The organism is Streptomyces sp. NPDC096193 (assembly GCF_040302905.1).
Classification (GTDB): Bacteria; Actinomycetota; Actinomycetes; order Streptomycetales; family Streptomycetaceae; genus Streptomyces.
On record NZ_JBEOSJ010000038.1, the window covers coordinates 32433 to 51852 of the forward strand.

16 protein-coding genes, 1 rRNA gene and 2 pseudogenes are annotated in these 19420 nt (G+C 70.5%); 8 read left to right on the plus strand and 11 right to left on the minus strand.

Features of this window, described 5'->3' with window-relative positions; translation table 11 throughout:
- Nucleotides 1-50 precede the first annotated feature (50 nt).
- Nucleotides 51-1331: a cation:proton antiporter domain-containing protein gene (locus ABTX78_RS33615; protein WP_352210569.1), complete on the minus strand. Its 1281-nt coding sequence runs from the start codon at nt 1329-1331 to the stop codon at nt 51-53.
- A gap of 520 nt (nt 1332-1851) precedes the next feature.
- Here ABTX78_RS33615 and ABTX78_RS33620 point away from each other — a divergent pair.
- Nucleotides 1852-4398 carry a galactose oxidase family protein gene (locus ABTX78_RS33620; protein ID WP_352210570.1) on the plus strand — a complete coding sequence of 849 codons (2547 nt, stop codon included), beginning with the start codon at nt 1852-1854 and terminating at the stop codon, nt 4396-4398.
- Between the two features lie 177 nt (nt 4399-4575).
- Here the strand turns inward: ABTX78_RS33620 and ABTX78_RS33625 are convergent, their stop codons facing one another.
- A complete protein-coding gene (locus ABTX78_RS33625) occupies nt 4576-5889 on the minus strand; it encodes an MFS transporter (protein ID WP_352210571.1) in 1314 nt (437 codons plus the stop codon).
- Between the two features lie 326 nt (nt 5890-6215).
- Between ABTX78_RS33625 and ABTX78_RS33630 the strand changes: the two genes are divergently transcribed.
- On the plus strand, nt 6216-6614 hold the full coding sequence (locus tag ABTX78_RS33630) for a DUF6221 family protein (RefSeq protein ID WP_352210572.1): 399 nt from the start codon (nt 6216-6218) through the stop codon (nt 6612-6614).
- Between the two features lie 118 nt (nt 6615-6732).
- On the opposite strand, the gene ABTX78_RS33635 is transcribed toward ABTX78_RS33630, so the two are convergent.
- The 3 genes from ABTX78_RS33635 to ABTX78_RS33645 all read right to left on the minus strand — a co-directional run bounded on the left by ABTX78_RS33635 (nt 6733) and on the right by ABTX78_RS33645 (nt 8947).
- A complete protein-coding gene (locus tag ABTX78_RS33635; protein ID WP_352210573.1) occupies nt 6733-7149 on the minus strand; it encodes a VOC family protein in 417 nt (138 codons plus the stop codon).
- Between the two features lie 164 nt (nt 7150-7313).
- Entirely contained in the window at nt 7314-8090 is a 777-nt protein-coding gene (locus ABTX78_RS33640) for an MBL fold metallo-hydrolase (RefSeq protein ID WP_352210574.1), read from the minus strand.
- A 53-nt stretch (nt 8091-8143) separates the two neighbouring features.
- A complete protein-coding gene (locus ABTX78_RS33645; RefSeq protein ID WP_352210575.1) occupies nt 8144-8947 on the minus strand; it encodes a hypothetical protein in 804 nt (267 codons plus the stop codon).
- A 214-nt stretch (nt 8948-9161) separates the two neighbouring features.
- Between ABTX78_RS33645 and ABTX78_RS33650 the strand changes: the two genes are divergently transcribed.
- The 6 genes and pseudogenes from ABTX78_RS33650 to ABTX78_RS33675 all read left to right on the plus strand — a co-directional run bounded on the left by ABTX78_RS33650 (nt 9162) and on the right by ABTX78_RS33675 (nt 13726).
- The gene (locus ABTX78_RS33650; RefSeq protein WP_352210576.1) at nt 9162-9893 is read left to right on the plus strand and encodes a restriction endonuclease; all 732 of its coding nucleotides are present in this window, start codon (nt 9162-9164) and stop codon (nt 9891-9893) included.
- Between the two features lie 308 nt (nt 9894-10201).
- Nucleotides 10202-10987 carry a DUF72 domain-containing protein gene (locus ABTX78_RS33655; RefSeq protein ID WP_352210577.1) on the plus strand — a complete coding sequence of 262 codons (786 nt, stop codon included), beginning with the start codon at nt 10202-10204 and terminating at the stop codon, nt 10985-10987.
- Nucleotides 10988-11159: 172 nt separating this feature from the next.
- On the plus strand, nt 11160-11516 hold the full coding sequence (locus tag ABTX78_RS33660; RefSeq protein WP_352210578.1) for an STAS domain-containing protein: 357 nt from the start codon (nt 11160-11162) through the stop codon (nt 11514-11516).
- A 248-nt stretch (nt 11517-11764) separates the two neighbouring features.
- A pseudogene (locus tag ABTX78_RS33665) lies at nt 11765-12008 on the plus strand (hypothetical protein); the annotation flags it as partial.
- Nucleotides 12009-12212: 204 nt separating this feature from the next.
- Nucleotides 12213-12518 carry a BTAD domain-containing putative transcriptional regulator gene (locus tag ABTX78_RS33670; RefSeq protein WP_352210579.1) on the plus strand — a complete coding sequence of 102 codons (306 nt, stop codon included), beginning with the start codon at nt 12213-12215 and terminating at the stop codon, nt 12516-12518.
- A gap of 716 nt (nt 12519-13234) precedes the next feature.
- A complete protein-coding gene (locus ABTX78_RS33675; RefSeq protein WP_352210580.1) occupies nt 13235-13726 on the plus strand; it encodes a nucleotidyltransferase domain-containing protein in 492 nt (163 codons plus the stop codon).
- Between the two features lie 473 nt (nt 13727-14199).
- Here the strand turns inward: ABTX78_RS33675 and ABTX78_RS33680 are convergent, their stop codons facing one another.
- The 6 genes and pseudogenes from ABTX78_RS33680 to ABTX78_RS33705 all read right to left on the minus strand — a co-directional run.
- Nucleotides 14200-14859, minus strand: coding sequence for a hypothetical protein (locus ABTX78_RS33680; protein WP_352210581.1), 660 nt, complete (start codon nt 14857-14859; stop codon nt 14200-14202).
- Nucleotides 14860-15411: 552 nt separating this feature from the next.
- A complete protein-coding gene (locus tag ABTX78_RS33685; RefSeq protein WP_352210582.1) occupies nt 15412-15963 on the minus strand; it encodes a hypothetical protein in 552 nt (183 codons plus the stop codon).
- Between the two features lie 785 nt (nt 15964-16748).
- A pseudogene (locus ABTX78_RS33690) lies at nt 16749-17592 on the minus strand (AfsR/SARP family transcriptional regulator).
- Between the two features lie 674 nt (nt 17593-18266).
- On the minus strand, nt 18267-18506 hold the full coding sequence (locus ABTX78_RS33695; RefSeq protein ID WP_352210583.1) for a hypothetical protein: 240 nt from the start codon (nt 18504-18506) through the stop codon (nt 18267-18269).
- A 165-nt stretch (nt 18507-18671) separates the two neighbouring features.
- On the minus strand, nt 18672-19193 hold the full coding sequence (locus tag ABTX78_RS33700; protein ID WP_352210584.1) for a DUF4396 domain-containing protein: 522 nt from the start codon (nt 19191-19193) through the stop codon (nt 18672-18674).
- Nucleotides 19194-19210: 17 nt separating this feature from the next.
- Nucleotides 19211-19420: ribosomal RNA gene (locus ABTX78_RS33705) — 23S ribosomal RNA — on the minus strand; the annotation flags it as partial.

The following is a 19420-nucleotide window of genomic DNA, read 5'->3' on the forward strand; positions in this document are numbered from 1 at the left end:
AGAGCACTAAACACCTGCGCCCGCCGCGGCGTCCCGCAGGCGCCGGCTGCTCAACCGCGCGGGGCGGAGTCCCCGTGCGGGTCTGCGCTGCCGGACAGCCGCCGGACAGGGATGCTGTGAGACGACGGCCCCGATCGGCCTGTCGCTCGGGCGGGTAGGGATGCGGCGTAGCGCCGCGCCAGCGGTCCCGCGCTGAGTCCGTGGGCGAGGACGCTGAGCAGCACGGTCAGGACGAGGACGGGAAGCACCTTCTGAGAGACGGAGGGGGCAAGACCTTCGAGTGCGAGCAGAGAGAAGATGATCGTCGCCAGTCCGCGGGGACCGAACCAGCCGATGAACAGGACCGTGGCACGATCCATCCGCGTGCCGAGCAGGGACAGAGCCACGGGCACCATCCTCACCACGGTCAGGCTCAGTACGGCGTAGAGGGCGGATTGCCAGGTCATGTGGGGGAAGGCGGCCGGGACCAGGACGGCTCCGAACAGCAGCCACACCAGCAGTGAGAGCACGGTTCCTGATTGCTCGGTGAATTCCAGCTGCCACTTGGGCGCGCCACCGTGCGCGGTCCCGAAGGCCAGTCCGGCGACGAACGCTGCGACGAAGCCGTTGCCGCCGATGGCGATCGCAGAAAGGTACGACAGCAGGGCGAGGGCCAGGACGGCCGGCCCGGCGAACTCCTCTGCTGCCCAGCCCTTGCGCAGCGCTGTACGCATCAGCCACCCACCGACCAGGCCGAGTACGGCGCCATAGGCGAGGCCGACGGCCAGTTCCTGGATCGCCGCGCCGCCTCCGTGTCCTTCGCCTGTGGCTGCGGCAGTACCGGCCAGTGCCATCACGACGACGGGAGTCGCAATGCCGTCGTTCAGTCCGCTCTCGACGTTGATCAAGCGGCGGACGCGTTCGGGGACTACGGGGTTGGTCATCATCGAGGCGCCCAGTGCCGCGTCGGTGGGGGCGAGCGCGGCGCCCACGAAGAGCGCCGCCCACCCGCTGACGCCGGGGAGGAGGCCGGTCGCCAGGAGCGTGCCGAGCCCGATGCACAAGGGCAGGCCGATGAGCAGAAGTCTCAGGTAGAGGCCGAGGTCGGGGCGTAGGACCGGAAAGGACAGCCGGGCGGCGTCGGTGAACAGGATCCAGGTCAGGCAGATCTCCGCCACCGCTTTCACCGTCTCGTGTGACAGGTTCAGGTCCATCGATCCCAGGCATGTCGCCAGCACCAGTCCCACGAGGACGAACACGGCCGGCGCGGTCAGCTCCACCCGTGCCGACCGTCGGGAGATGAGGCCCCACAGGAACAGCAGCAGCAGAACCAGTGAGATCGTTCCGTCCATCGGGGCAGCTCCAGGAGTCCGTACCGTCGAGGCCCAGTGCGAGCGCGATCGTGCCAGCCTGCGGCACACACCATTACACAACGGGACAATTCAGCGGATACGTGTCGCACCGGTCGTTCCGTGTCCGCCTGACGGCCCGCCACACAGTTGCGCGGCCGGCCTGCCGTGCGGCTGCGGCTGCCGCTGCGCGAGGCCAGCCGGCCCGTTGGTTGGTGGTGTCCGTCAGGGCCGGCAGGGGGACGGTGCAGGTCGCGCAGCGTGGCGGGCGGCGGGCTGGTCCCTGGGCCGCGGAGAGGGCGCGGTGGTGTTTCAGCACCCCGGGCGACGGACTGTCGTGGTGCTCCCGTCCCGGGCCGGATCCGGACGAAATCTCACAACGTACACCGCTTGACGCCTGTCAGGTCACAGTTGTCCGCAATAGACGCAGAAGTCTTTACAAGCCCGTGGGCTGCTGCGAGGGTCAACTCCCGCATGGGCGTTGCCGTGGGACGCAACGTCCTTTTCGTGGGGGGACAACGACATGATCCGTGGCTTTGCTCTGCCTGTTTTCCGCCGGCCATACCGGTTCGGATCACGGGGTCTGATCCTGCTGGCGCTGACGGCGACGCTCGTTGCCCTGCTGCCACTGCTGTCCTTGGGGGGCCGGGCGAGCGCCGGGCCGGGGGCATTGCCGATGGCGGATCCGACGGCACCGCCACCGGCGCCGCATCATCAGGCCGCGCCCGCTTCCGCGATGGAGCCGGCCGCGCCGACGCTGCCCCGGGACGGGTGGACGGCGACAGCGAGTGATCACGAGACGGTGCGAGGGGATCATCGCCCTATAAAGGTGCTGGACGGCGATCCGAACACCATGTGGCACAGCCGGTGGTCACCGACTGCGGCGGCGCTGCCGCACAGCATCACCATCGACATCAAGGAGACCGCGGTCCTGTCCGCGCTCGTCTACCGGCCCCGGGCGACCGGGGTCAACGGCCGGATCGGCGAGTACGCGATCCACCTGAGCTCCGACGGTGTCGCGTGGGGTGCGGCGGTGGCAACCGGCACGCTCGCCGACGACGCCACGGTCAAGACGTTGAGCTTCGCACCGAAGGGGGCCCGGTTCATCCGGCTCACCGCGACGACGGAGGCCGGTGGCCGCGGCCCGTTCAGCAGCGCCAGTGAGATCAACCTGCTCGGCGACCCGGGGACGGCCGCGTCCGTGGTCGATCTGCCGCGCGAGGGCTGGACGGCGTCGGCAAGCAGCTTCGAGACAGCACGCGGCGCGCACAGTGCGGCAGGCGTGCTGGACGGCGACCCGGACACCCTGTGGCACAGCCGCTGGTCACCGACCACGGCAGGGTTCCCGCACACCATCACCATCGACATGAAGACGGCCCGGCCCGTCTCCGCGCTCTCCTACGAGCCGCGGCGGATAGGCGTCAACGGCCGCATCGGCGCGTACGCGGTCACCACCAGCCTGAACGGCACCGCGTTCGGTACGCCGGTGGCGAGCGGGAGTTGGAAAGACGACGACACCCTGAAGGGGGCGACATTCACGCGGACAGTGAACGCCCGCTACGTGCGCCTCACCGCGACGAGCGAGGCCGGCCGGCGGGGACCCTGGGCGTCGGCGAGTGAAATCCGTGTCAGCACTCCCGCCGCACCCGCAGCGCACGGGATGTGGGGGAAGGTGACGGGCTTCCCGCTGGTGCCGGTCGCCACGGCGGTGCTGCCGAACAACAAGATGCTGGCGTGGTCGGCGTACGGGATCGACCGTTTCGGCGGCAGCAACGGCTACACCCAGACCGCGATCATGGACTTGGCGACAGGGCGGGTGACGCAGCGGCGGGTGGACAACACCGGGCACGACATGTTCTGTCCCGGCATAGCGGTCCTCAGGGACGGGCGGGTGCTGGTCACGGGCGGCTCGAACGCGGAGCGGGCGAGTGTCTACGATCCGGCGACCGACGCCTGGACCTCGACGTCGGACATGAACATCGCCCGCGGCTATCAGGCCATGACCCTGCTGTCCACCGGTGACGCGTTCGTCCTCGGTGGATCGTGGAGCGGCGGCGGCAGCGCGAAAGGCGGTGAGGTCTGGTCGTCGGCGACCGGCACATGGCGCAAGCTCAGCGGCGTTCCCGTCACCACGACGATGACCGCCGACCCGCGCGGCGCCTACCGGGCCGACAACCATCAGTGGCTGCACGCCACCTCCAACGGGCGGGTGCTGCACCTGGGCCCGAGCAAGCAGATCAACTGGATCTCCACCAGCGGCAACGGAACCATCACCGCAGCCGGCCGGCGTGCGGACTCCCCGGATGCGATGAACGGCAACGCGGTCGCCTACGACATCGGCAAACTCCTCACCCTGGGCGGTGCGACGGCGTACGAGAACGTGAAAGCGACCCGGCGCGCCTACACCGTCGACCTCAATGAGGGGGGCACGCCGGTCAGTTCGCGGACCGGGGACATGGCCTACGCCCGTGCTTTCGGCAACAGTGTGGTGATGCCGGACGGGAAGGTCGCGGTGTTCGGCGGACAGTCGTTCCCGGTGCCGTTCAGTGACGCGACCTCGGCGATGACGCCGGAGATCTGGGATCCGGCGACAGGGAAGTTCACGCGGATGGCGTCGATGGCGGTGCCGCGGAACTATCACAGTGTCGCCAACCTGCTGCCCGACGGGCGGATCTTCACCGGGGGCGGCGGGCTGTGCGGTGCGTGTGCCACCAACCATCCCGACGGGGCGATCTTCACACCCCCGTATCTCCTCAACGCGGACGGCAGCGAGAAGACCCGGCCCGTGATCACCGGCGGTGTCCCGGCCCGCGCGGCGAACGGGGCGCAGCTGGTGGTGACGACGGATGCGGAGGTGTCCTCGTTCGCGCTGGTGAGAGCGGGGGCCGCGACGCACTCCACCGACAACGACCAGCGCCGCGTTCCGCTGACATACCGTCAGACTGCTGCGGGGGCCTACGAGGTGACCGTGCCGGCCGATCCGGGGGTGGCGCTGCCGGGCACATACTTCCTGTTCGCGCTGAACACCGGGGGCGTGCCCAGCAAGGCGAGGATGCTCACCGTGGGCTGACAGCCACCCGCATTTCCCAACGGGCGCCCGGTAGCCCCCTGCTTGCGCGGGGTGGTGCCGGGCGCACCGGGTTTCCGGGGTGCCGCCGGGCTCACTCGGGGTCGCGCGGGTGCTGGGTGGCACCGGGTGCTTACGCCACACCCCGGACGTCTTGCGCGCGGTCGGGCGGCCGGCGGGTCAGGTGCGGTCGTGCGGGCCCCCGTGCGCCGCTGCGGGCGCTGCCGGTCCGAGCATCATGCCGGCGCCGGGCTCCGGGGTGGCAGCGGTGGGTGTCAGGCGGCGGGCCGGGGCGCGGCGCAGCCGCCGCACGGGGGTGACCGCGATCAGCGCCGCCGCACATCCGGCGCTGATCACGGCGGCGGCCAGCAGCAATTCGTGGACGCCGACCAGCGAGCTGGCCGGTCCGGCGATCATCTGCCCCAGCGGGACGGCGAGGATCGAGCCGGCGATCTCGTACGCGGAGACCCGGTTGAGCCGGTCCCCCGGGATCTGGGTCTGCACGGTGGTGGCCCACTGCACACCCCAGAACGCCCAGCCGACACCGCTGACCGCGTAACCGAGCAGCAGCAGCGGCAGCGCCGGCACCAGAGCCGCGGTGAGCGGCATCAGCGGGAAGAGGAACATGGCGACGGCGCCGCCGAGCAGCGGCCGGGCGGGACGGACCCGAATGGCGAGCAGGCCGCCCGCGGCGCAGCCGGCGCCGAACGCGGCCTCGGCGTAACCGAACGCGGCGGTGCCGTGGGCGCCGGTGACGGACGCGGCGCCCAGCGGGATGAGCGGGCCCCAGACGAAGACACCGAGGACCCACCAGATGAGGATGACCGACCACAGCCAGGAACGGGAGCGGAACTCGTGCCAGCCGGTGCGCAGGTTCTCCCAGGTGGAGGTCGTACGGTCGGCGGTGAACGGCGGCAGCCGCAAAGCCAGCAGGGACAGTCCGCCGGCCGCGAAGGTGGCCGCCGTCGCGGCAAACGCCCACGCCGGTGCGGCTGCCGCGACGAGGAGCCCGGCGCCCGCGGGCCCGGCCATCGTGGACACGCCCTGGCCGACCCGCAGCACGGCGTTGGCCTTCTGCGCATCGGCGGCGACCTGTGGCACCAGGCCGTTGACGCCCGGCTGGAACATCGCGGTCGCCAGACCGCCCAGGGCGGTCGCGGTCACGATGAACCACAGCGGCGGCCGGCCGGCCGCGACGTACCAGGCGAGGGAGGAGATGAGCAGGAACCGCACCGCATCCGCGGCGATCATCACCGGCCGGGGGTGGAACCGGTCCGCGAGGACCCCGCCGAACACCACGAACACCGCGAAGGCGGCCATCCACGCACCGAGCGCGAACCCGACCGCGCTCACCCCGTAGCCCAGGGTCAGCATCGCCACCGACAGGGCCACCGGCAACATCGCATCACCCAGCATCGACGCGATCCGGGCCGTGAAGTAGAGCGTGAAGTTCCGTGTCCACAGCGGAGATTGCACGTCTGCGGAGTCGCTCATACTGCGGTTCCTCCCCCGGGGATTCGGGCGGGCGGCCCGTCCGCGCAGCACAGCATCGTAGGCGCGGCCGCACCCGGACGGCACAGCGGGTTCCTGCTCCCCGCCGGGCGCCGCAGCCCGGGGCGCGTAGCCGTGCGGCCCCGGACGAGGCAGGGCGAGGCGGGGGCCTGCCGGTCAGAGGCCGTGCTGGGTGGGGTGGGGGCCCGGACGGGGCAGGGTGGAGGCGGCGGACGGGGGGCGGAGGGCCTGCCGTTCACCGGCAGGGCGGGGCGTCCCGCACAATGGCTCCGCAGTCCACAGCCCCTGACGAGAGGAAGCGCCGTCGTATGGCCGGCAACGCAGACATGGTGGCCTTCATCGAAGCCCGGCTCGCCGAGGAGGAACGGGTCGCCCTTGATGCCGGAGGCGCGAGCTGGCGGTGTCCGGCGGGCGTACCCGGGGAGGTCCACGACCGGACGTCCGGGATCGCGTTCACGGTCCGCGACGCCGGCTACGACCGGCACATCGCCCTCCAGGACCCGGCCCGCACCCTGGCCCGTATCGAGACCAACCGCGTCCTGCTCGGCGAGTACGTCGAAGTCGCGGAACGCGACACCGACCGGCCGGAGGAGGACTTCACCTCCGGCCGCGCCGTCGGTCTCGGCTTCGCGGTACGGCAGTTGGCCGCCGAGTACGCCTCGCATCCCGACTACACCGCGAAATGGCTCCCCCGCTTCATCCGCTGACCCCCAGGGCCGGTCGTACCCGGCTGGCGCTGCCGGGACCGAGGGGGGCCGGGTGTGCCGAGGGCCCCGGCGCCGGACAGGCGAGGAGCCCTCAGGCACACGGCTCGCGCGTCTGCGGTCAGGCGCCGGACTCGGTGATGTTGACCATCCAGCCGACCCCGAACTTGTCCGTGCACATGCCGAACACATCGCCCCACATCTGCTTCTCCAGCGGCACCGCCACCGTCCCGCCGTCGGAGAGCTTGTCCCAGTAGCCGCGCAGCTCGCCCGGCTCGTCGCCGCTGAGACTGACGGCGAAGTTGGTACCCGGCTTGTGCTCCTCGCCAGGAGGAGTGTCGGCACCCATCAGGGTGAAACCGCTCGGGGTCTCCAGCTGGCCGTGCATGATCTTGTCGGCGAAACCGGGCGGTGCCTCGCCGCCGAAGTCGCCGAAGGTGTTGACCTTCAGGGTGCCGCCGAAGACGTCCTTGTAGAACTCCAGCGCCTGCTTGGCGTCACCGGCGAAACTGATGTACGGGTTGAGTCGAGAGGACACAGCATGATCCTTTCGTGACGGTTTGTCAGGAATGCAGCGTAGCCCGACCACCCCGCAGGAGGGTTCCGCGCCGTGGTCTGTCGTGGAGCGGTGTGCCTCTGGACAGCGGACACCTGGTGGCGGCACCGCCGGGCGGCTGCCTCCGGCATCAGGAGGCCCCGGGGTCAGGAGGCCCGGGAGTGCCTCCGGGGGCAGGAGGCGAGGTCGCGGGCCCGGCGGGCGGCCTGCGCGACGGATCCCCGGTGGAGGGGGCCGTGGCCGGGGAGGAGGGTGTCGCCCGCCACGCCCTCGATGATCCGCAGCGAGGCCAGAGCACGCTCGCGTTCGGTGTCGAACATGACGGGCAGCAGCTGCGGTCCCTCAAGGCGTGAGGTGGGGTGGCCGCTGACGAGAGCGTCGCCCGAGATGAGGATGCCCGCCTGCGGCAGTGCGTAGCAGCAGTGCCCCGCCGTGTGTCCCGGGGTGTGGACGGGAACGGGGCGTCCGGGCAGGTCGAGGGCGCCGGGGGCGGGGAACGCCCGCGGGGCGGTGATCCGTGTGTCCGCGGTGCCGCCCGAGCGCAGGGCGTGCACCGCCCACGGCAGGACACCGGGGCGCCAGGCGTTGCGCAGCACGGTGGTGATGGCGACCTGGTGCAGGAATTCCCGGCGGGCGTGCGGCACTTCGGCTTCGTGCAGCAGTACCGGGATGCCGAAGGAGCGGCTGAGGTGTTCGGCGGATCCGATGTGATCGTTGTGCGCGTGCGTGACGAGGACGGCCTTGACCGACTCGGGTGCGTGACCGGCCTCGGCCAGCGATGCGAGGAGCAGTTCGCGGTCGCCCCGATAGCCGCAGTCGACGAGGGTCGCCTCGTCGCCTTCGCTGAGGATGACCCAGTTCGTGTCGGAGCCGTGGACCAGGTGGACCCCGTCGGCGACCTGGACGAGCGAGGGGTGGCGCATGACCTGACTGTTCTCCGAAAGGGGGGCGGGGACGGACCGGGCCGTGGGGCGGTTCAGGCAGGCCGGGCCCCGAGATAGAACGCGAGGACCGGCGGGAGGTGCGCGGACCACTCCCGCACGCGCGCCTGCCGTTTCGCGCTCACCCGGCATTCGTAGAACGCCCCGTCAATGTGCACGACCCCCACCATCAGGCACGTACCGCGCACCGTGTGGTGGACGCTGCGGATCTCCGGCCAGGCGAACGCGGCATGCCGGCCCTCCTGATCGAAGCAGACCCCCTGCGGATCCACGAGCACCGCGTTCTTCGTGTCGGCCACCGCGAACTCGGGCCCCACGGCGGGCGGCGCGGCGGGCGCGGGCGATACGGGTGCAGAGGGTGCGGGCGCAGCCCCGGGGACCACCGGGGCGGGCTCGTACGGCGCGCCGAAGACGCCCGTGGGCGCAGGGACCGTACCGGGCGCGCCGACCATCGGCGGCGCCGCAGCCGTGCCGGTCGCGGACGGCGGGAACGGTGACGGCGCGGGCGGCTGTGCCGGTGCCGGGACCGTCTCCGGGGGCCGGTCCAGGTCCGCTCCCGGGATCAGCTTCGCCATCGCCCGGCGCAGCTCCACCTCGGTGCGGGCCTCGTACAGCGGCAGCATCATGGGGTTGGAGCCGAACTGCCACACCGCGCCGGTGCGTTTGACGACGAGGTCGGGACCGTTGCCGTAGGTCATCGCGGAGGTGTCCCCGTCGAGGTACGCGTCGGGCTGGGTGTCGATGGACCAGGCGAACCCGAGGTCCCGGATCCGCCGGTCGGTATGGCGCGGCCCGTACCGGGCGCGGACCCATTCGGCCAGGTCTCGAGAAGTCAGCACGCCCCGACCCTATGCCGTGCCCGGGACACCTGTGGCCCTCCCCCCGTGAGGGCGGCGGCGACGCGCACGGTCATGTCCTCGGCGAACCCACGGGCCCGTCCGGGCCCCTCCCTCACCCGTCCCCGCCGATCAGGGTGAACGCGCCGTTTAATCGCGCAAGTTGGGGCCAGACGTGCATTAACGATCTTGGAAATGTGTGGGGGTGGCGGCAACCATGACAGTACCTGTGCGGCGGTCAGGGGTGGTGCGGCGGCGGCCGGCGTTCAGCCTGCGTCAGACAGCACTCGGTTTCGGCCTGGTGGCCTCGCTGGTCTGCGGCGGCGGGCTGATGCTCAAGACGCTGGTGAAGTCCGCGGACGCCCAGGAACTGCTGGGTGTTGCGCCGGCGGCCGTTGCCGCCCTGGTGACGCTCGCCGCAGCCCGCCGGATACGTCACCGGCACCGGTCCGGGGGTGCCCGTGCGGCGGCCTGCGAGGGCGCGGGCGTGCCGCAGGAAACCGGCATCGGGCCGGAAGCGGGGCAAGAGGCGTCGCTGCTGGGCCTGTTGGACCCGGTCGCCTTCGAGCAGGCCGTGGCGGCGCTGTGCGAACGCGACGGCTGCCGCGACATCGACGTCGTCGGCGGTGCGGGCGACCTCGGCGCGGACGTGGTGGCAACAGCGCCCGACGGCCGGCACGTCGTCATCCAGTGCAAGCGTTACGGCCCCGTCAACAAGGTCGGGTCGCAGGACGTCCAGCGGTTCGGCGGTACGTGTTTCGCCGTGCACGAGGCCCAGGTCGCCGCGGTGGTGACCACCGGCGCCTTCACCCTGCCGGCGACCGAGTACGCCGAACAGTGCGGGATCGTCTGCTTCGACGCCGATGCCCTGGCCGCCTGGGAGGACGGCACCGGCCCGGCCCCGTGGGAGGCGCAGGCGGCCCGTGACCCGGAGGAGGCCGGCTGCTGAGCGGGGCCGGGCAGACCGGCCGGCCGGGCGCGGCCACCCGCCGCCCCTTCCCAGTGCGCTGTCCCGGCCGGCTCCAGCAGGCGGCGGCAACCGGCGCGGCGGCGGGCCCGGCGGCGGGCCCGGCCGTCGACAGCCTCCACACGCGGCCTCGTCGCCCCCGGTGCGCCGAGGGCGGCCGAGGCCGCGCGCGTCGACCGCGCGCACCGCGGGCCCGGCATCTTCGCCCGCCCGCACACGACTGACCCGCCGGCCGCCCCCACCTCCCCGCCCAGCCGTCGCACTGCCGCATGGCGTGCTTCGATGAAGAGGTGACACTCTTCCTCGGCACCTCGGGCTGGCAGTACAAGGACTGGCGGGACGTCCTGTACGCCGAGGGCGTGCCGCAGCGGCTGTGGCTGGAGGAGTACGCGGCCCGGTTCCAGACCGTGGAGAACAACAACGCCTTCTACCGGCTGCCGTCCCGGGAGACGTTCGCCCAGTGGCGCGAGCGCACCCCCGAGGGCTTCGTCATGGCCGTCAAGGCCAGCCGCTATCTGACGCACATCAAACGGCTGCGGGAGCCCGAGGAGCCGGTCGGGCGGCTGATGGAACACGCCGCCGGGCTCGGTGACCGGCTCGGGCCGGTGCTGCTGCAGCTGCCGCCGACGCTGCGAGCCGATGCCGCCCTCCTCGACGACTGCCTGCGCTGCTTTCCGGCCGGTACCCGCGTCGCGGTCGAGCCGCGCCATGACTCCTGGTGGACGCCAGAGGTCCGGGCGGTCCTGGAGGCCCGGGGCGCTGCCCTGTGCTGGGCGGACCTGCGGTCCCGACCCGCCGGGCCGCTGTGGCGGACCTGCGACTTCGGTTATCTGCGCCTGCACCAGGGCCGGGCCCGGCCCTGGCCCCGCTACGGCAGGAAGGCCCTCGCGACCTGGGTGCGCCGCCTCACCGACACCTGGCCCGACACGTGTGAGAGGTACGTGTACTTCAACAACGATCCCGGCGGGGCTGCCGTCCAGGACGCCATGGTCTTCGCCCGCCTCGCCGACGCGGCCGGCCTGCAGGTCACCCGTACCCCGCGCCACCTGGCATCCGGTGCCGCAGACACCAGCTGACCGGGCACCGGATGCCCACTTCGACAGCCCCCGGCGGCACTGGTCCGTCTCCTCTGGACAAATCACTTCTGGCCCGGTTTGTATGGATGCCTCGTCGGATTGTCGAGCGATCGTCCGAACAGGGCGACGGCTGTCACGCGCCCACCACGGCGCACATGCGGGAGGCAGTCACATGGACATCACGACGACTGCCGGGCCGGGCCCGGGGCACGCCGTCATGAAACTGGCCGGAGAGTTGGACATCTCCACCGTCGGTGACATCCGCGCGGCACTGGCCGCAGCGGTCACCGCATACCGCCAGGTCGTACTCGACCTCACCGACCTCGCGTTCTGCGACTGCTCCGGCATCGGCGCACTCGTCGCCGCGAAGAACTCCGCCGCCCGCCGCGGCACCCGGCTCACCGTGCGCAACATCCCCGACCACCTGACACGCCTGCTGCATCTCACCGGCACGCCCCTGGCCGCAGCCGCCACGGGCCCGGCCACAGGCGACGCGCCCCGCCCCTTCCCCCACGGGACCGCCGCCTGACCCGGGCCGAGAACCCGCCGGGCAGCCCCCGGCACCCGGTTCCGGCCACGCCCCGGCAGAGGCAGGGCAGGTGGGGCGATTGTCAACTCCCGAAGCAGCACCGGGTGTTGACGCCCGGGTGGGCGGCGGTGCGGGTGCCGCCCCTCCCCCGGCCGTACGCCGTAGCCAATCCGGCCACTAACAAGACGGCACCATGACGGTGCCATTGCATGCTAGCTATGACGCCACACTGGTGCCACTATGGCGCTATGGATCTCACGCCGTATGTCGACCATCTCCGCCGCGAGCTCGCGGTCGCCGTCGAGGCCGGCGGCGACGACATCCGGGCCGTGGCGGAGCTGCTCACCGCGCCGCTGGAGTCGGCCACCCGTCTCACCCTCTTGAACGCCCTGTCCGACGCCATGGCCGAGGTCACCCGCGAGCTGGCGCCGGGCTCGGTCGACGTACGGCTGCGGGGGCTCCACCCCGAGTTCGTGGTGATGGCACCACCCGACCACGTGATACCCAGGCACCCGCGGGAGCACGAGGCCGGCGGGCGCCCGGCACTGCCGCCCGCCCCGGCGGACGGGGACGGGGACGACGGAGGGACGGCACGGATCAACCTCCGTCTGCCCGCACCCGCCATCACGAGATCACCAGCGACCTCGAAAACCTCACCGCCGCCCACCCCTGCGAGAACGCTTCTACGACCAGCTGATGGGCGCCCTCTACCGCAGCGGCCGCCAAGCCGAAGCCCTCAGCGTCTACGAACGCGCACGCCACCACCTCATCACCACCCTCGGCATCGAACCCGGCCCCCCACTCCGCGCCCGCCTCCACGCCATCCTCACCCACACCCCCACTCCCGGGCCCGGGGCTGGGCCCGGAGGCGGAAGGCACCAGCCGCACCACGACAACGCCATCACTCGCCTCAGCCAACGCATCGACGAACTCGACCGCCAGCAACAAGCCCTCCTCCACCACATCCAAACCCTCACCACCCACCACCCCCACCCCACCTGACCCCCACACCACCCGGGCCACGCAGCCACACCCGGCACAGCGGCCAACCACCACACGCCCGCGCCACCACACGACCGATCGACGGTACGGGGGTGCGGCGGCAGCTCGGGGATGCGGCGGTGCGGGCCGTACAGAACACAACCGACCATCCCAACTCGGCCCCGGGCCCCGGCTGGTGACTTCTTTCGTTCCTCCGCAACGGGGACCGGCGACCGTCGCACGGCGCCTGCGGCACCGGGCTCCGGATGCTGAGGTCACCGACATCGATCCGCAACCCAGATGGTTCGGCTCGGCAAGCGATCCCCTCCCCGTCGTCCCGCAGGATCCCGCTCCTGGCCGCGCTGCAGCCATGCTTGACCCACCGCGTGGCATGCCCGACCGCACACCCCCACGGGATGGTCACCAAAGGAACGCACACGGGCGGAGCACTGCCTCAACTGCCTCTCCCCCACGTACTCCGACGACTGCGGGACACCCGCCCAGCCCGGATGATCCGCAGCACCGTCCTGTCGACCCGGTGAACACCATGGCCACCACGCTCGCCGCGGCCGGGTTCGGGACGACCCCCAAGCCACCCGGACCCATCCCGCCGACCAGGTCGGTCACGCGACCGGCGCGAACGCGTGGGCCACGTGGGTCAGGAAGCGGAACCGGCCTGTCGCACGGCGGCACGTCCACTCGCCCGCCCGGGTGATCAACGCTAGTCTGCGCGGGTGATGACGGCCGACGACGTACTGTCCATCCTCGCCGTACTGCGCAAGGTTGACGTCGACATCTGGATCGGCGGCGGCTGGGGCATCGATGCCCTGGTCGGCAAGCAGACCCGCCCCCACCGTGACCTGGACCTGATGCACCGCAAGAGCCAGGAACCGGCTGCCGTGACGGCTCTCGCGGATGCAGGATTCGTCGAGACCCTCGACTGGCGCCCCGTGCGGTTCGTCGTCACCGACCCCCAAGGGCGAGAGATCGATCTTCATCCTCTGGACTTCGCTGCGGACGGCTCCGCGGTGCAGGCGTCCCCCACCCCCGAGCAGCCGTTCGTCTATCCCGCGTCGTCCTTCGTCACTGGCACGATCCTGGGGTCCACCGTCCCGTGCCTGTCGCCACAACAGCAGGTCTTCTTCCACCAGGGCTACGAACCGGCCGACCACGATCGTCACGACATGGCCCTGCTCCGGCAGGCCTTCGGGATCGCCACCCACTTCTGACCATGTCCTCCAGGGCAACTCTCCAATAAGGCACGCGCTTTGCCACAGCAGCCTTTCTGTCACCGGTAACGGAGATCGAAAGCCCTGGTGGCTTTGTTCACGCGTTCTCCTGGACAAGGCCAAATTCGTGTCGGTGACCATGCCGCGGGCACGAGCACGCCTTCGGCGGGTTGCGAGCCGGCCGCCCGCACCCGGCTGCTGCGGCTGCTGTGGTCGAGGCGGTCTGGAGTTGGACCTGGCCAGCCCGCTGGGAGACGGCTCGATCGTTGTGCCGACGGGAAAGGTCGGGCCCGTGACCACGGCGGTGGTGCCGGAGCTTCCGCCAGGTGCCGGGCCGGTGATGGACGGCACGGAGTGGACGGTCTAACGACGTGACCCGCACCTGAGACGGCCCAGCTGGTGAGGGACGACGGCATACGGAACCGATGACCTTCAGGTACCCCGTCCCGAGGCAAGGGCCGGAGGGAAGGCGCTCATCTCGGGTCAGGGCATGGGGATGCCGTGTGCCGGCGGCGGAGGAGGCGGACAGCGATCTGATGGACGGCGACGAACACCACGACCGGCACGAAGCCGATCGCCTGGAACAACCACGACATCCCGTCGCCCTCCCCTTCCGACCTGAATGCAAGGACGAGCCCGGCCACCAGCAGCACCAGGAACGCGCCCACGGTCGACAGAATGGCCCACACCATCGCGGATTCCCGCACCCGAGCGCGGTGCTGGGCCGCCAGTACGACGGCATCAGCCGGGGGCGCCCACTCCTCGCCACGGGACCGCTCCCATCTGTCTTTGATAGCTCGCACCTCGTGAGGTTGTGCCCCCACGCCCCCTGGCAGGGCGAGCAGTCGGCCCTCTCGGTCGAGCAGCATCGTCCTGGACGAAGCCGAATTGCCCTCGCCCTCGATGCGCAACACGTCGGGCCACACTGTCCTGTGGGTCCTGAACAGCTGCCGTACTGCTATGTGGTCCCGGTAGACGATGGTCGCCGCCCGCCAGAACCAGATGATGCCGAGATACACCGTGCTCAGGAGCACGAGCATGCCCGCCTTGAACGTCAGGGGCAGGTCGTCCTCCGGCACGATCGAGCCTGCCAACGGAATGCCCGGCAACCCGAGGAAGAGGGTGATGAACACCAACTGTGCCGTGGGTAGCCGGTACTTGCGGATCGCCCGCCCCTCGGTCCCTGCTTCCACCTGCTCCTCCAGTCGGAGATCGGCGTTCGAGGGCACAACGGTATCGCTGGGGTCTGCGGAGAGGTACCCAACTGTTTCATGTCAACAGCACGGCAGTCGACTTGTCACATGCGCTCATCCAGCGCTCTTTCTGTCACCGGAAACGAGGATCGGGAGACGTCCACGCGTACCCGAGGACCGAGCGGCATGGGCGCTACCGCAAGCAGCCGCACGCACGCACGCAGGAGTACACGCACGGTGTTCATCGGTTCCCGCCTGGGGTACAGCGGCCAGCACACGACCAGCAACTGGACGTAGGAGGGCACGGTGTCCGAGGTGACCGCGTGGTGCGAAACTTCGTCGACGCGACCCTCGCCGGCGTGAGCGGGACTGCCTGATCATCGTCTTGCGGTTCTACCGCATCTGGTCTGCTGTGTGGACGGGGCACTCAGGGTCCGGTTGGGGGCGCCGTCCACGTTCAGGCCGGAACCTTACGACCCGCCTGACACCATGTCACAGCTGGTACGGGTCGGTGAGGCCGGTCACCGCGACACCGGAACGCCGGGAGATGAGTCCGGCGAGCTCATGTACGTCCCCATAGGTGGTGTTGAACCTCCACACGGCTTCGTGGCCGGTCACCCGTGCCGTGAACGCCACCTCGTAGACAAAGGCGCTCCCCACCGGAAGCGAGCCCATGGCGAACAGCGTCTCCTCGCCCTCTATCGACCGGATTTCCGACCACGCCACGCTGACCACGCGCCTGCCGGCGGCATCGACGAAACCCTCCGAGAACAGATAGAGCCCACCACGCACACGGTTAAACCAGACATAACCCCATAAGATGACGATCAGCAGGCCGACCACCACAACGCCGCGGCCCCAGACGTTCTCCGGCCCGTTGACCACGAAGTTCATGACTACGACGAGAATCACCAGACACGCCGCCGCCCCGCCGAGGCCGGGACGGCGACACACCCGCTGCTCGAACTCGCCGAGATTATCGCGGGCGGCGCGGGCCAGCACGCGAGGCGCTGGCGTGTCAGTTGGCTTGCCAGTTGCGGCCACCAGGCCATGGTAGCGAGCGACCGCTCCCGACCGCCACGCCCGCGTCCAGCACCGCGTCGAACTGAACACCGCCATGCCCTCCGCCATTTCGCCACCACTCGCCGGTGCGTGCTGAAGAAGGGAAGGCCGCCGGCGCCCGGCGCGGGCAGGCACGTCCGGCGACTACAAGGCCCCTGTGACGGGCCGAGTTGCGGCTCCGGAGGGGGCGAAGGTAAGGCTGCCGGTGCCGGGGCCAGGGATCCGGCGCGTCCGGTGAAAAAGCGACCTTGCGGCAGGCCGAGTTGAGGCACCCGGGGGCCGCGTAGGGGCATGGCGGTGTCGGCCCGGGATGCCTGGAGGGCGGGACGCCGAACGAGCGGCGGCGGCCCGAGCCCACCGCGAACGACCACTCCGGGAACAGGCTCGAAAAGTTTCGCCGGGCCGTTGGCCGGCCGGGCACAGTCGCCGGACCACGGCAGCAACAGAAGGGTCCGGCAGGCCAAAAGGCACCCGGGGGGCCGAGTTGAGGAACCGGGAGGGGTTCCCGCGAAAAGCGCCGACGGTGCCGAGCGGAGGTGACGGCGCGTCCGGCAGGGAAGGCCGCTGCGACAGGCCGAGTTGAGCCCCCCGGAGGGGTTCCGCAAAAGGAAGGCTGCCGGTTCCGGGCAGGGGGCCGGTGCATCCGGTAGGGCTGGCGGGTCGGGTTGAGCCCCGGGGAGGGGTGCCGCGAAGGGGCTGCCGGTGCCGGCCGGGCGGGGCCTGCCTCCTGGGCGGGGCGGAACACCGGGGGTGGGCTGGGATGGGGGTCAGCCGGTGCGGGTCAAACGCTGCGTACCGGTAGCAGCGGGTGCGGCTGGTTCGGTCAGGACAGTGTCGGGGCCGGTCATGAGGATCGAGCGCTGCAGCCGGCGCAGCCCGACCGAGGGTTCCAGACCGAGGTTACGGACCAGGCTGTGACGCAGCCGCTGATAGACGTCGAGAGCCTCACCGCGGCGTCCGGACCGGTGCAGAGCGAGCATGAACTGACCGTGCAGATTCTCATGCGTGCGGTAACGGGCGACCAACACTGACAGCTCGCCCACAAGTTCCCGATGCCGGCCCAGCCGCAGATCCGCCTCGATGCGCTGATACAGAGCACACAACCGGCTCTCCTCCACCCGGCGGATCTCCATCTCCAACTGTGGCCCCGGCTGCACATCCACGAGCGCCGCACCGCTCCACAAGCTCAATGCCTCCCGCAGCCGGCGCGCCGCACCCGCGAAATCCTCGGCGTCCATCGCCCGATATCCCATCCCGGCCAGTCGGTCGAACTCCCGCACATCACTCGACCCACCCGACGTCTGCAGGAAATAGCCGCCCGGCAACGTACGCAACACATCCTTCGCCGACCGCTCCACACCCCCCACCGGATCCTGCACCAGAGCGCCGGCGATCAACTCCCGCAACTGCAGCACATACGTCTGCAACGTCGTCCGCGCACTCCGCGGCGGCCGCCCACCCCACAACTCCTCCACCAACAACGACACCGGCACCACCCGATCCGCATGCACCACCAACAACGCCAACACCTGACGCGGCTTCGGCGCCGTCGGCACCACCCCCCACCCCATTCACCTGCACACCCAACCCACCCAACACCGCAATATCCACAACCAACCCCCACTCGAATCAATCCAGCACGACCCACCGCCTCGACCGCGGGACCCCCAACACCCGAACCCCGCCACCTCAAGCAAAAACGGGACGGACGGTTTGTCAATGCTTTGCCGCCCATCCAGACCACGCCCCCCAATACCCCAGTCCCGCCCCGACCCCGCCCCCAACACCCCCGCCACCACACCAAACACAGCCAGACCGATGCCCCCAGCCCCGACAGAACACCACAAGACACCCCCACAAGAAACCAGCCGGTTGGTTTAGTACCGTGAGCGGTAACCGTCACGTTGGCGACGCCCCAAGCCCACCGCGTGCGGCGCTTCATATGGACGGCGGCGACGCGTGGTCGTCCGCCGCCGCGAAGGCCAGACGGAAGTCTCCGAGACCTGGCCAGACACGTCGGCAACACGGTCCCGGCCAACGCCGCATCGCGGCCCGCCCAACGGCTACAACTCAGCCCGAGCTGACACAGGGGCGGCGCCCACAGTCCTGCCCGCAGTTCCCATCTGCCACCAAAGACCTGTCTGAGACGTCGTTCAAGTGGCGACGCGCGGCTGTCGGCGGCCAAGCGTTGGCCCACCTGGCTGCGTTGCAGTACGACTCGTAGCTATACCGAATGCTGCGGTTCCATTCCTCGCCGGTGAAGTGCTCGTACGCGTTGTCGGGTTTCAGAGCCCGTTGTCGACCAACAGCTGCGAGCTGAGAGTGTCGTAGGCCCATTGCTCCCACTTGGCCGGTGGCCACGCGCGGTAGCGGGTGAGGACCAGGAAGAGCTCGGGACTGAGGATGGCGTAGATATGTCCGCCGCTTCTTCGACGGGAATCGCCGGGCGGGCGCCTGGCTTCCTGGTCAGGGACTTCGCCGCTGTTGAGATCACTGAGTACCGCGGGTCTGCCTGATCCGGCCACAGCTCTCGGATCTCCGGGTTGGTTGCGGTGCCTCCCCCTCCGCGGGGCCGGCGGATGCGGGGCGGCCGCCTGGAAGTCCCCGGGTACATCTCCGGCTGACGCCCCAAGACGTGAACGTGCCCGGCGGCACGTGTGGTGCGGCCGGGCACGGTGCCTACGGGTGGGTCAGTGGTAGGCGTGGACGACGGCGTGGCCCTTGCCGCGGCCGATCATCCACTTGTTGACCGGGGTGGTGATCACGAAGGCCACGGCGAAGCCGCCCAGCAGCGCGGTCCAGAACAGCGCGTCCGACAGGTGGGCGTCCATCGCTCCGGGTGTCAGGGCGATGATCCCGTTGTCGACGAGCTCCATCACCGCGATCGAGACGGTGTCGGCGGCCAGCGCCACCTTGATCGCGCTCTTCCAGTCCAAACCGGCCTTGCGTACCGCGAAGAGCGTGAACGAGTAGCCGAAGACGAACGCCAGGGTGATCGCGAGGACCATCGTCTGGACGTTGCCCCACAGTAGGACGGTACCGATGACCATGCCGAGGATCTCGCCGATCGCGCAGCCGGTCAGACAGTGCAGCGTCGCCTTCGCCGCCGCCCCCCAGGTCACCGAGCCCGTCTGGTGCCCGGCGTGACCCGCGTGCGCCTGGTGCGCGACGTGGTCGTGTGCGGTGCCGGTGCGGTGTGCGCCGTGGTCCATGACCTTCATCCCCAATCCCGTTCCAGGGTGGCCCCGCTCCCGCGGATCCACAACCCTAACCTATACCCCCCCAGGGTATACCGCGAGGTGGTGGACCTTGCAAAAGGCGGAGGGGGTGTGCCGGGGCGTGCGGCCTGCTCGACCCGTCGGTCTCACAGTCAAGCTCCCTTGTGCACTTACACTCAACACCTGATTGCCAACCAGGCTGAGGGAACCTTTGGGCGCCT